The sequence below is a fragment of the Klebsiella sp. EMBS2024 genome, assembly GCF_036233805.1.
GTDB classification, from domain to species: Bacteria; Pseudomonadota; Gammaproteobacteria; order Enterobacterales; family Enterobacteriaceae; genus Klebsiella; species Klebsiella pneumoniae.
In genome coordinates, this window is the sequence record NZ_JAZARW010000001.1 from 4,698,007 (window position 1) to 4,710,082 (window position 12,076).

At 58.4% G+C, this 12,076-nt stretch carries 10 protein-coding genes and 4 tRNA genes; 12 read left to right on the forward strand and 2 right to left on the reverse strand.

Annotation, left to right across the window (positions count from 1 at the left end; genetic code table 11):
- The first annotated feature begins 9 nt into the window (after positions 1–9).
- The 12 genes from rfbA to VZP09_RS21590 all read left to right on the forward strand — a co-directional run bounded on the left by rfbA (position 10) and on the right by VZP09_RS21590 (position 9,229).
- Positions 10–891 (forward strand): glucose-1-phosphate thymidylyltransferase RfbA, encoded by an 882-nt coding sequence (gene rfbA, locus VZP09_RS21535; RefSeq protein WP_002883307.1) that lies wholly within the window; start codon positions 10–12, stop codon positions 889–891.
- Positions 869–1,543, forward strand: coding sequence for a dTDP-4-amino-4,6-dideoxy-D-galactose acyltransferase (gene rffC / locus VZP09_RS21540; RefSeq protein WP_032415960.1), 675 nt, complete (start codon positions 869–871; stop codon positions 1,541–1,543). The genes rfbA and rffC overlap by 23 nt, the downstream gene beginning before the upstream one ends.
- A gap of 5 nt (positions 1,544–1,548) precedes the next feature.
- A complete protein-coding gene (rffA, locus tag VZP09_RS21545) occupies positions 1,549–2,679 on the forward strand; it encodes a dTDP-4-amino-4,6-dideoxygalactose transaminase (RefSeq protein ID WP_002883310.1) in 1,131 nt (376 codons plus the stop codon).
- 1 nt (position 2,680) lies between these two features.
- Entirely contained in the window at positions 2,681–3,931 is a 1,251-nt protein-coding gene (wzxE, locus tag VZP09_RS21550) for a lipid III flippase WzxE (protein ID WP_002883312.1), read from the forward strand.
- Positions 3,928–5,004, forward strand: coding sequence for a TDP-N-acetylfucosamine:lipid II N-acetylfucosaminyltransferase (locus tag VZP09_RS21555; RefSeq protein ID WP_021440992.1), 1,077 nt, complete (start codon positions 3,928–3,930; stop codon positions 5,002–5,004). The genes wzxE and VZP09_RS21555 overlap by 4 nt, the downstream gene beginning before the upstream one ends.
- Complete coding sequence (gene wzyE / locus VZP09_RS21560; protein WP_004186365.1) at positions 5,001–6,347, forward strand: ECA oligosaccharide polymerase; 1,347 nt, start codon at positions 5,001–5,003, stop codon at positions 6,345–6,347. The genes VZP09_RS21555 and wzyE overlap by 4 nt, the downstream gene beginning before the upstream one ends.
- 11 nt (positions 6,348–6,358) lie before the next feature.
- Positions 6,359–7,099: a lipopolysaccharide N-acetylmannosaminouronosyltransferase gene (wecG, locus tag VZP09_RS21565; RefSeq protein WP_004177935.1), complete on the forward strand. Its 741-nt coding sequence runs from the start codon at positions 6,359–6,361 to the stop codon at positions 7,097–7,099.
- Positions 7,100–7,304: 205 nt separating this feature from the next.
- On the forward strand, positions 7,305–8,690 hold the full coding sequence (gene thrP, locus VZP09_RS21570) for a bifunctional threonine/serine APC transporter ThrP (RefSeq protein WP_002883322.1): 1,386 nt from the start codon (positions 7,305–7,307) through the stop codon (positions 8,688–8,690).
- A 102-nt stretch (positions 8,691–8,792) separates the two neighbouring features.
- Positions 8,793–8,869 (forward strand) — tRNA-Arg (locus VZP09_RS21575).
- A 55-nt stretch (positions 8,870–8,924) separates the two neighbouring features.
- A tRNA-His gene (locus tag VZP09_RS21580) sits at positions 8,925–9,000 on the forward strand.
- A gap of 23 nt (positions 9,001–9,023) precedes the next feature.
- Positions 9,024–9,110 (forward strand) — tRNA-Leu (locus VZP09_RS21585).
- A 42-nt stretch (positions 9,111–9,152) separates the two neighbouring features.
- Positions 9,153–9,229 (forward strand) — tRNA-Pro (locus VZP09_RS21590).
- A gap of 461 nt (positions 9,230–9,690) precedes the next feature.
- Here VZP09_RS21590 and hemY read toward each other — a convergent pair.
- Together hemY and hemX are read right to left on the reverse strand one after the other, a co-directional pair.
- Positions 9,691–10,887 (reverse strand): protoheme IX biogenesis protein HemY, encoded by a 1,197-nt coding sequence (hemY, locus tag VZP09_RS21595; protein WP_004150428.1) that lies wholly within the window; start codon positions 10,885–10,887, stop codon positions 9,691–9,693.
- Between the two features lie 3 nt (positions 10,888–10,890).
- Positions 10,891–12,072, reverse strand: coding sequence for a uroporphyrinogen-III C-methyltransferase (hemX, locus tag VZP09_RS21600; protein WP_004150429.1), 1,182 nt, complete (start codon positions 12,070–12,072; stop codon positions 10,891–10,893).
- Positions 12,073–12,076: the final 4 nt, after the last annotated feature.

Below are 12,076 nucleotides of genomic sequence, written 5' to 3' on the forward strand. Positions count from 1 at the left end.
GGGGGAATGATGAAAGGTATTATTCTGGCAGGCGGTTCCGGAACGCGGCTACATCCCATCACCCGCGGCGTATCGAAGCAGCTGTTGCCGATCTACGATAAGCCGATGATCTACTACCCGCTGTCGGTATTAATGCTGGCCGGGATCCGTGAGATCCTGATTATCACCACGCCGGACGACCTACGTGATTTCCAGCGCCTGCTCGGCGATGGCTCAGAGTTTGGCATTGCGCTGCACTATGCCGTACAGCCGACGCCGGATGGTTTAGCCCAGGCGTTTATCATCGGAGAAGCCTTTCTTAACGGCGAACCGGCGTGTCTGGTGTTAGGCGACAATATCTTCTTCGGCCAAAGCTTTAGCCCGAAGCTGCGCAGCGTCGCTGCCCGCACGGAAGGGGCGACGATTTTTGGCTATCAGGTGATGGATCCTGAGCGCTTTGGCGTGGTGGAGTTTGATGATAACTTCCGTGCGCTATCGCTGGAAGAGAAGCCGAAGCAGCCGAAGTCGAACTGGGCGGTCACCGGTCTCTATTTCTACGATGGCAAGGTGACGGAGTATGCCAAACGGGTCAAACCATCCGAGCGCGGCGAGCTGGAAATCACCTCCATCAACCAGATGTATCTGGAGGATGGCGCATTGACCGTCGAACTGCTTGGACGCGGCTTTGCCTGGCTGGACACCGGCACCCACGATAGCCTGATCGAGGCCAGCATGTTCGTGCAGACCGTCGAGAAGCGCCAGGGCTTTAAAATCGCCTGTCTGGAAGAGATCGGCTGGCGTAACGGCTGGCTGGACGACGACGGCGTCAAACGTGCGGCGAAGCGGCTGGAAAAAACCGGCTACGGCCAATATCTGCTGGATCTGCTCCGTGCCCGTCCGCGCCAGTATTGACCCCCTGGAGTGGGAGAACCGCTTCTTTGCCGTGAACAGCGCGATCGTGCGCTTTGACGAGCACGCGCCGCGGCTGACGCCTGAGACGCTGGCGGGGTGGTCGCGAGTGCAGGCGAAGATCGCCGCCAGCGACACCGTCCGGCTGGACGCGCTGCAGCGGCTGGGTTTTCAGCTGGTGGAAGGTGAGGTCGATCTGGCGCTGCCGGTGGGCAGCCCTGCAGATGCCGGCGCAGACGTCGCCGTGGAAGCGGATATTGCGCCGCTGCGCGAGCAGGCGGCGCAGGCATTTGCCATGAGCCGCTTTCGCGCGCCCTGGTACGCTGCCGACGCCAGCGGCCGCTTCTATGCCCAGTGGATTGAAAATGCGGTGCGCGGCACCTTCGATCATCAGTGCCTGATTTACCGCCATCCTGAGGGCGATATTCGCGCCTTTGTCTCCCTGCGGCAGATCACTGCGACCGAAGCGCGTATCGGCCTGCTGGCCGGACGCGGCGCCGGGGCGCAGTTGATGCAGGCGGCGCGGTACTGGGCCGCCTCGCGCGGACTTTCTACACTGCGGGTGGCGACCCAGATGGGCAACACCGCCGCGCTTAAACGTTATATTCTCAGCGGTGCTAACGTGGAAAGCACCGCCTACTGGCTATACAGGTGACCCCCATGATCCCATTTAACGCGCCGCCGGTGGTTGGAACCGAGCTTGATTACATGCAGTCTGCGATGAACAGCGGCAAGCTGTGCGGCGACGGCGGCTTTACGCGCCGCTGCCAGCAGTGGATGGAGCAGCGATTTGGCACGGCAAAAGCGCTACTGACCCCTTCCTGCACGGCTTCGCTGGAGATGGCCGCGCTGCTGCTGGATATCCAGCCGGGCGACGAAGTGATTATGCCCAGCTATACCTTTGTCTCCACCGCCAACGCCTTTGTGCTGCGCGGGGCGAAAATCGTCTTCGTTGATATCCGTCGCGATACGATGAATATCGACGAAACGCTCATCGAAGCCGCCATCACCGATAAAACCCGGGCGATTGTCCCGGTGCATTATGCCGGCGTAGCTTGCGAGATGGACACCATCATGGCCATCGCCGACAAATACAACCTGTTTGTGGTGGAAGACGCCGCACAGGGGGTGATGTCCACCTACAAGGGGCGCGCGCTGGGCACCATCGGCCATATCGGCTGCTTCAGCTTCCATGAAACCAAAAACTACACCGCCGGCGGTGAGGGCGGGGCGACGCTGATCAACGATCGCACGCTGGTGGAACGCGCGGAGATTATTCGCGAAAAAGGCACCAACCGCAGCCAGTTCTTTCGCGGCCTGGTGGATAAATATACCTGGCGGGACATTGGCTCCAGCTATCTGATGTCCGACCTGCAGGCCGCCTATCTGTGGGCGCAGCTGGAAGCGGCGGAGCGCATCAACCAGCAGCGCCTGGCCCTGTGGCAGAACTACTATGATGCGCTGCTGCCGCTGGCGCGCGCCGGGCGTATCGAACTGCCGACGGTTCCGGCCGACTGCGGGCAAAACGCGCACATGTTCTACATTAAGCTGCGTGATATCGAGGATCGCAGCAGACTGATCGCCTGGCTGAAAGAGGCGGAGATCCTCGCGGTATTCCATTACATTCCCCTGCACAGCTGCCCGGCAGGCGAACAGTTCGGCGAATTCCGCGGTGAAGACCGCTACACCACTCAGGAGAGCGAGCGTCTGGTACGCCTGCCGCTGTTTTACAATCTGTCTGTGGTGAACCAGCGGACGGTGATTAACTCGCTGCTGAGCTACTTCTCCTGATATGTCGTTAGCAAAAGCCTCACTGTGGACGGCGGCATCGACGCTGGTCAAAATCGGCGCCGGTCTGCTGGTCGTCAAGCTGCTGGCCGTCTCGTTTGGGCCGGCGGGCGTTGGCCAGGCCGGTAACTTCCGGCAACTGGTCACCGTACTCGGCGTGCTGGCCGGGGCCGGGATATTTAATGGCGTCACGAAGCTGGTGGCGCAGCATCACGACGATCCCCCGCGCCTGAAGCAGGTGGTGGGCACCTCGTCGGCGATGGTGCTTGGCTTTTCCACCCTGCTGGCGCTGGTATTTTTACTGGCGGCGGCGCCGATAAGCCAGGGGCTGTTCGGCCATACGCACTATCAGGGGCTGGTACGCCTGGTGGCGCTGGTGCAGATGGGGATCGCCTGGGCGAATTTCCTGCTGGCGCTGATGAAAGGCTTTCGCGATGCGGCGGGTAACGCCTTCTCGCTGATTGCCGGGAGCCTGATCGGCGTGGCGGCTTACTATGCTTGCTACGTGTTGGGAGGCTATCAGGGCGCGCTGCTGGGGCTGGCGTTAGTTCCAGCGCTGGTGGTGGTCCCGGCGGGTATTATGCTCTGGCGGCGGGGTAATATCCCGCTGAGCGCCCTGCGTCCGCGCTGGGATAACGGTCTGGCGGGACAGCTATCGAAATTTACCCTGATGGCGCTGATAACCTCGGTGACCCTGCCGGTAGCCTATGTGATGATGCGTAATCTGCTGGCGGCGCATTACGGCTGGGAGGCGGTCGGGATCTGGCAGGGGGTGAGCAGCATCTCCGATGCCTACCTGCAGTTTATTACCGCCTCGTTTAGCGTCTATCTGCTGCCGACGCTGTCGCGGCTGAGCGCCAAAACGGATATCACCCGCGAGATAGTCAAGTCGCTGAAATTCGTCCTGCCGGCAGTAGCGGCGGCGAGCCTGACGGTCTGGCTGCTGCGCGATTTTGCCATCTGGCTGCTGTTTTCCGATCGCTTTACCGCGATGCGTGACCTGTTTGCCTGGCAGCTGGTGGGCGACGTTTTAAAAGTAGGCGCCTACGTCTATGGCTATCTGGTGATCGCCAAAGCGTCGCTGCGTTTTTATATTCTGACGGAAATCAGCCAGTTCGCACTGCTGACCGCATTCTCACACTGGCTTATACCGGCGCACGGCGCGGTTGGCGCGGCGCAGGCATATATGGCCACTTATATTGTTTATTTCGCCCTTTGTAGTGGCGTGTTTTTACTCTGGCGTAAACGGGCATGACAGCACTGATACATGTACTGGGATCGGATATCCCGCATCATAACCAGACCGTACTGCGGTTCTTTAACGACGAACTGGCCGCCGACCCGCAGGCCAGGAGATTTATGATCGTCGGTGATGAGGCCAGCGTGCGTGATGGGTATCCGGCGCTGGACATCACCTGCTATCCGGGGAAGAAATCGCTGGCGCAGGCAGTGATTGCTACCGCGAAAGCCAACCGCCAGCAGCGCTTTTTCTTCCACGGCCAGTTTAATACCGGGCTGTGGCTGGCGTTGTTGAGCGGCGGCATCCGCCCGTCGCAGTTTAACTGGCATATCTGGGGGGCGGATCTGTATGAAAATTCTGCCAGCCTGAAGTTTCGCCTGTTCTATCCGCTGCGCCGTATGGCGCAGGGGCGGGTAGGGCGCGTTTTCGCCACCCGCGGCGATCTCAGCTGGTTCGCTAACCGCCATCCGCGCGTCCCGGGCGAGCTGCTCTACTTCCCGACCCGTATGGATCCGGCGCTGAATACCCTGGCCGATAACGCTCCGCGCGGTGATACCCTGACTATTCTGGTCGGCAACTCCGGGGATCGCAGCAATGAACATATTGCCGCGCTGAAGGCAATCCATCAGCAGTTTGGCGATACGGTAAACGTCATCGTGCCGATGGGCTATCCAGCGAATAACGACGCCTATATCAATGAGGTTCGCGAGGCGGGGGCGGCGCTGTTTAGCGGTGAGCATCTGCAGATCCTCAGCGAGAAGCTGGAGTTTCATGATTATCTGGCGCTGCTGCGCCGCTGCGATCTGGGCTATTTTCTGTTTGCCCGCCAGCAGGGGATCGGCACCCTGTGTCTGCTGATTCAGGCGGGCATCCCCTGCGTGCTCAATCGGGAAAACCCGTTCTGGCAGGATATGGCCGAGCAGCATGTGCCGGTGCTGTTCACCAGCGACGCGCTGGACGTCAGCGTGGTGCGCGAAGCGCAGCGTCAGCTGGCGAGCGTGGATAAATCCGCTATCGCCTTCTTCCGGCCGAACTATCTGACGGGCTGGCGGCGGGCGCTACGGTTAGCGGCGGAGGGGCAGGCATGACGTTAATGCAATTTAGCGGGCTGCTGGTGGTCTGGCTGCTGTCGACGCTGTTCATCGCCACCGCCACCTGGTTTGAGTTCCGTCGGGTACGCTTTAACTTCAACGTTTTTTTCTCGTTGCTGTTTCTGCTGACCTTTTTCTTCGGCTTCCCGCTGACCAGTATTCTGGTGTTCCGCTTTGACGTCAGCGTGGCGCCGCCGGAGATTTTGCTGCAGACGCTGCTGATCGCGGTGTGCTTCTACGCAGTCTACTACGTGACCTATAAAACGCGGCTGCGTTCGGCATCGCGTGAGGTTGCGCATCGCCCGCTGTTTACCATGAACCGGGTGGAAACCCATCTGGCGTGGGGCATTTTGATGGGGCTGGCGCTGCTGTGCGTCGGCATCTTCTTCGCCCACAACGGTTTCCTGCTGTTTAAGCTCAACTCCTACAGCCAGATTTTCTCTGCTGAAGTGTCCGGCGTGGCGTTGAAGCGCTTCTTTTACTTCTTTATTCCGGCGATGCTGGTGGTCTATTTTCTGCGCCAGGATTATAAGGCGTGGATCTTCTTCCTCGTCAGCACGGTGGCCTTTGGTTTGCTGACCTACGCCATCGTCGGCGGGACGCGCGCCAATATTATCATCGCCTTCGCCATCTTTCTGTTCATCGGTATTATTCGCGGCTGGATCAGCCTGTGGATGCTGGCTGCGGCGGGTGTGCTGGGTATTGTCGGCATGTTCTGGCTGGCGCTGAAGCGCTACGGGATGAACGTCAGCGGCGACGAAGCGTTTTATACCTTTCTGTATCTCACGCGCGACACCTTCTCACCGTGGGAGAACCTGGCGCTGCTGCTGCAGAACTACGACAAGATCGATTTCCAAGGGCTGGCGCCGATGATCCGCGATTTCTACGTCTTTATCCCCAGCTGGCTGTGGCACGGTCGCCCGACGATGGTGCTCAATACCGCCAACTACTTTACCTGGGAAGTATTAAACAACCATTCGGGGCTGGCGATTTCGCCGACGCTGATTGGCTCGCTGGTGGTGATGGGCGGCGTCTGGTTCGTACCGCTGGGCGCCGTGGCGGTAGGGTTGATTATTAAATGGTTCGACTGGCTGTATGAGCTGGGCAACCGGGAGAGCAATCGCTATAAAGCGGCTATCCTGCACAGTTTCTGTTTCGGCGCTATCTTCAACATGATAGTGCTGGCGCGCGAGGGGCTGGATTCGTTCGGCTCCCGCGTGGTGTTTTTCCTCGTGATCTTTGGTATCTGCTTGCTGGCGGCGAAACTGCTGTACTGGTTCCTGGATAGCGTGGGACTGATTCATAAGCGCGTAAAACCGCTTTCGCAACCGCAAGTCTGAGAAGGATGGACATGACTGGGACCATTTCCGCGCCGTTGTACCTGTTAAGAGGGCTGCAGCTCATAGGCTGGCGCGATATGCCGCACGCTCTGGATTATTTGTTTGCCGACGGCGCGCTCCGGGAGGGGACGCTGGTGGCCATTAATGCTGAGAAAATGCTGGCCGTAGAAGATAACCCGGAGGTACGGGCGCTGATTGAGGCGGCGGAGTTTAAATATGCCGATGGCATCAGCGTGGTGCGTTCGCTGCGCAAAAAATACCCGCAGGCCCAGGTATCCCGCGTCGCCGGGGCCGATCTCTGGGAAGCGTTAATGCAGCGCGCTGGCGCTGAAGGGACACCGGTGTTTTTGGTTGGTGGTAAACCTGAGGTCCTGGCGCAGACAGAATCCAGGCTGCGTCAGCGCTGGCAGGTGAACATCGTCGGCAGCCAGGACGGTTATTTCACCCCTGAGCAACGCCAGGCATTGTTCGAACGCATTCGCGACAGCGGGGCGAAAATCGTCACCGTCGCGATGGGGTCGCCGCGCCAGGAGATCTTCATGCGCGACTGCCGGCGCCTGTATCCGCACGCGCTGTATATGGGCGTCGGCGGCACTTACGATGTTTTTACCGGGCACGTCCATCGGGCGCCGAAGTTCTGGCAGGATCTGGGGCTGGAGTGGTTCTATCGCCTGCTTTTGCAGCCGAGCCGCATCAAGAGACAGTTCCGCCTACTGCGCTATTTACGTTGGCATTATTCCGGTAAGCTCTGATATTCCACTGCAACCAGGCGAGTTTGCATACATATTCTGTGTAATCTCTTCACTCGCCTGATACTTTATTTGCCATTTCCGCAAAATTAATTAACCATTCGCAGGCTTCATACGCGCCGGGGAGACCTGCGCGTCGGCAAGGCTATGGTTTCAGTTAATAACAATAACCGGGAGTACCCGGAATACGGCAAACACAAGAGGATATATGACTGAGAAAAAAGCGGAGCTCCAGCGTGGACTGGAGGCCCGGCATATTGAACTGATCGCCCTTGGCGGGACGATTGGCGTGGGGTTGTTTATGGGGGCGGCCAGTACCTTGAAATGGGCTGGGCCTTCCGTGCTGCTGGCGTATATTATCGCTGGCCTGTTCGTCTTTTTCATTATGCGCTCAATGGGCGAAATGCTGTTCCTTGAGCCTGTCACTGGCTCCTTCGCGGTGTATGCGCATCGCTATATGAGCCCCTTCTTCGGCTATCTGACCGCGTGGTCCTACTGGTTTATGTGGATGGCGGTGGGGATCTCGGAGATTACCGCCATCGGGGTCTATGTGCAGTTCTGGTTCCCGGAGATGGCGCAGTGGATCCCGGCGTTAATTGCTGTGGGACTGGTGGCGCTGGCGAACCTTGCGGCGGTCCGGCTATACGGTGAAATCGAGTTCTGGTTCGCCATGATAAAAGTGACCACCATTATCGTGATGATCGTCGTGGGTCTGGGCGTCATTTTCTTCGGCTTTGGCAACGGCGGCCACTCCATCGGTTTTGGTAATCTCACCGAACATGGTGGTTTCTTTGCTGGCGGCTGGAAGGGCTTCCTGACGGCGCTGTGTATCGTGGTCGCGTCCTATCAGGGGGTGGAGCTCATCGGCATTACCGCAGGTGAAGCGAAAAACCCGCAGGTGACGCTGCGCAGCGCGGTGGGCAAAGTGCTGTGGCGGATCCTGATTTTCTACGTCGGCGCGATTTTTGTTATCGTCACTATCTTCCCGTGGGATCAAATCGGCTCCAACGGCAGCCCGTTCGTACTGACGTTTGCCAAGATCGGTATTACCGCGGCGGCGGGAATTATCAACTTCGTGGTGCTGACGGCAGCGCTTTCCGGCTGCAACAGCGGAATGTACAGCTGCGGACGTATGCTGTACGCCCTGGCGAAGAACCGTCAGCTGCCGGCGGCGATCGGTAAGGTATCGCGCAACGGCGTTCCGTCCGTCGGTGTGGCGCTGTCGATTCTGATCCTGCTGGTGGGCTCCTGCCTGAATTACATTATTCCTAATCCGCAGCGGGTGTTCGTCTATGTCTATAGCGCCAGCGTCCTGCCGGGGATGGTGCCCTGGTTTGTGATCCTGATTAGTCAGCTGCGTTTCCGTCGCGTGCATCAGGCGGCGATTGCCAGCCATCCGTTCCGTTCGCTGCTGTTTCCGTGGGCCAACTATTTCACGATGGCCTTCCTGATCTGCGTGCTGGTCGGGATGGGACTGAATGATGAAACCCGCATGTCGCTCTTCGTCGGCATTATTTTTCTGGCCGCCGTCACCCTGATTTATAAGGTGTTTGGCCTCGGAAGACAGGGGCAAGTCAATAATACGGCTGAATAACCGTCAAAACGAACAAAGCATGAGCAAACGATAATTTTCTTTAAAAAGGCACTAGACAGCGGGGTAGGAAGTCCGTATTATCCGACCCCGCAACGGCGCTAAGCGCCCGTAGCTCAGCTGGATAGAGCGCTGCCCTCCGGAGGCAGAGGTCTCAGGTTCGAATCCTGTCGGGCGCACCATTAACCCGGTGCTGGAGCTGCGGTGGTTTTAATACCGCGTAAAAGGTTTGCAGTGGTGGCTATAGCTCAGTTGGTAGAGCCCTGGATTGTGATTCCAGTTGTCGTGGGTTCGAATCCCATTAGCCACCCCATTATTTGATAGAGTTGTGAATTTGCGAAGGTGGCGGAATTGGTAGACGCGCTAGCTTCAGGTGTTAGTGTTCTTACGGACGTGGGGGTTCAAGTCCCCCCCCTCGCACCACGACTTTAACGAATTGAACTAAAAATTCAAAAAGCAGTATTTCGGCGAGTAGCGCAGCTTGGTAGCGCAACTGGTTTGGGACCAGTGGGTCGGAGGTTCGAATCCTCTCTCGCCGACCAATTTTGAACCCCGCTTCGGCGGGGTTTTTTGTTTTCTGCTGCCGTCCGCCATCTCTTATTTCTCTGATCTTGCTGATAAAAAATCTTCTCTTTGCTTAAGAATACGCGTCAGGAAAACTCTCAATTCATCACTGTGGTAGATGCAATTTCCCCGGATCCTGTGCGATAATAACCGGGTAGATGCTCATTCCATCTCTTATGTTCGCCTTCGTGCCTCATAAACTCCGGAATGATGCAGAGCCGTTCTTACGGTGCTTATCGTCCACTGACAGATGTCGCATTTATGCCTCATCAAACACCATGGACATTACGTTGAGTGAAGCACCCAATTTGTTGTCAAACAGACCTGTTTTAACGCCTGCCCTGATTTCAGCGCAGGCGTTTTTTTCTTTCGGGGATCCGTCAATGTGAAGGCGGGGGAGAAGGGCTATCGCCCCGCAGGAGGCGATAGCCATGCCAGGTTATGGCTGAGGATTATTCTGCAGCGTCAGCAGCAGTCCATCGCGGCGCATAGCGGCGGCTTCTTCCGGCTGATGCAGGCGGTCCAGGGCATCCGCCAGCCAGGCGTAATCAAAGGCATCCGGACGCTGCTTAAGCGCGGCGCGGAAGGCGATGCTGGCCTCCTGCCATTCGCCGTGCCGCATCAGCGACTGGCCCAGGGTGCTCCACAGCAGCGGACGGTCGCCAACGGCTTTGATCTGCTGGCGCAGCACTTTCTCCAGCTGTTCCGGGTTATTGGTCTTCAGACGCGGGATCGGCATCACCAGACGGTCATCATACTGTTTCTTCAGACCATCAATGATAATTTGCTGCGCGGTATCGTGATCGTCGCTCTCGATGAGGCGCTCGGCCATCGCCACCTGCAGCGGCACCAGCGCCCGCGTTTTACGGCTCTGGTTGCGCCACCATTCGCGTAGTCCTTCGCTGCCGCCATCGGCCAGCGCTTTATCCATCAGGCCAACCCAGGCCAGCTGTTCCAGCGCCGCGCGGTGCGCTTCATCGCCGACGTTAGCTTTCGCCATCGACGGAATGATGTCCAGCAGCGACTGCCAGGCGCCGGTGCGGGTGTATGCCTGTTCGGCGAGGCGCAGCACTTCCGGATGACGCGGGGTAATTTCCAGCAGCTTATCGATGCCATGGCGCGCAGCGTGATTTTCATTACGCGCCAGCTGCAGGCGAACGCGAGTGATTTCCACCGGGATCAGGTCATCGCCCGCCAGCTCGGTGGCGCGCTCCAGATGCTGGTTGGCCCGCGCTTCATCGCCGCGCTGCTGGGCCGCTTCCGCCGCCAGCAGATAGTTCACCACCGGCTGTTCGGCGTGATCGGCATTTTTCGCCATCAGCTTCTCAACCTGCTGGTAATCACCTTCCGCCAGCTTAAGCAGCGCCTGCTCGGTTTGCTTACGCGCGCGACGGCGTTTACGGCCGACAAACCAGCCGCGCGTATGCGCCCCGGTGCGGAAAATGCGGCGCAGCAGCCATTCAATGGCGAACAGCACCACCATGGCGAGGATCAGGATGATCACCAGCCCGGTCACGCTGGTCTCGATATTGTAATTATCGGTCTGGATCAGGACGTAGCCCTGATGCCCGGCGATCATCGGGCCAAGCACGATCCCGGCGATCAACAGTGCGAAGAGTAAAAGAATTTTCAGCATGCGTTACTCTCCTTGCGGCGCAGCGGGGGCGGCCGGCGCAGCAGGTGCGGGCGAAGGCGCGCCGCCCGCGGTAACGGCAGGCTGCGCCATCAGGTTGCGCACTCGGGTCTGCATCAGTTTTTCCAGCAACGCCTGGCTCTGCAGCGTTTCCGGCACCGTCATGGTAATGCTTTGCTGACTGAGCTTATCCACCTCGTCGAGGAAGGCTTTGGTGGTGGCGTCATCGGTATCATAATAGGCGCGTACCCAGGTCGAGACGTTATCCAGCGACTGTTTCCAGGTCTCTTCCTGATGGCGCGGAACTGCCTGCGCGGCGACCAGCAGGCGAGAGCGAATATTTTCCCGCAGATAGATATCCTGATTCGGCGCCAGCAGCGGGACCGCCGTTTCATCGCGGCGGCGCACGGTGATAAAGCTGTCCATAAAGTTCTGCCAGCTTTTCTGCAGGTTGACGCGCCATTCGCTGATAGAGCTGGAAAGCTCATCGCTATCAGCGTCCATCGGCGAATCGTCATCGTTATTATCGGCCAGCCGCAGGTTATCGATTTGATTCGCCAGCTGATTAACCTTGAGGATCATGCCGTCATAGTCCACCTGGCTTACCGCGGAGAGGGTGGCGATGTCGTCGGTGATCGCCCGGCGGGCGCCGATGAGGCTTGGGTCGTTCATGTCGGCGAGGCTGGCGTCAGCGCTTTTCAGCAGCGCGGCGGCGGTGGTGACATCCTGATCGCTCCACAGCTTACGTCCCGCCAGCTTGACGAGGAAGTCGGCCTGGGCCAGCAGCCAGGTTTTGGCATCGCTACCGGAAATCACCGCCACTTTTTGCTGCAGCTCATCCAACTGTTTGGCCAGCGTCTCCTGCTGGTGTTTGGCTTCGTTTAGCTGGTCGGCCTGCTGTTTGATAACACCTTCCAGTTCACTTTTTTGATTTTCCTGCGCTTTTTGCAGCGCCGCGACCTGGCTTGCTAATTCAGAGGTAGTTGCGTTTTGCCGCGTGGCCTGTTGTTTGTTCAGGCCATACAGGCCGATGCCGGCGGCTATCGCAATGGCGATAGCGATCGCGCTGAGCGCCAGGCTGGTTTTATTGCCTGCCTTCTTCTTCTCAGTATTCTCTGGCTGTGGTGTGGTCTCCACGGCCTCCCTGGTCTCTTCAACCACGGCGGATTGATTTTGTTGTTCCGTCATTATG

What these genes read in the sequence shown, in the direction of transcription:
- rffA (WP_002883310.1), top strand. Translation starts at nt 1,549, where the DNA reads ATGATCCCATTTAACGCGCCGCCGGTGGTTGGAACCGAGCTTGATTAC.
- hemY (WP_004150428.1), bottom strand. Translation starts at nt 10,887, where the DNA reads ATGCTGAAAATTCTTTTACTCTTCGCACTGTTGATCGCCGGGATCGTG.
- thrP (WP_002883322.1), top strand. Translation starts at nt 7,305, where the DNA reads ATGACTGAGAAAAAAGCGGAGCTCCAGCGTGGACTGGAGGCCCGGCAT.
- hemX (WP_004150429.1), bottom strand. Translation starts at nt 12,072, where the DNA reads ATGACGGAACAACAAAATCAATCCGCCGTGGTTGAAGAGACCAGGGAG.
- wecG (WP_004177935.1), top strand. Translation starts at nt 6,359, where the DNA reads ATGACTGGGACCATTTCCGCGCCGTTGTACCTGTTAAGAGGGCTGCAG.
- wzyE (WP_004186365.1), top strand. Translation starts at nt 5,001, where the DNA reads ATGACGTTAATGCAATTTAGCGGGCTGCTGGTGGTCTGGCTGCTGTCG.
- VZP09_RS21555 (WP_021440992.1), top strand. Translation starts at nt 3,928, where the DNA reads ATGACAGCACTGATACATGTACTGGGATCGGATATCCCGCATCATAAC.
- wzxE (WP_002883312.1), top strand. Translation starts at nt 2,681, where the DNA reads ATGTCGTTAGCAAAAGCCTCACTGTGGACGGCGGCATCGACGCTGGTC.
- rfbA (WP_002883307.1), top strand. Translation starts at nt 10, where the DNA reads ATGAAAGGTATTATTCTGGCAGGCGGTTCCGGAACGCGGCTACATCCC.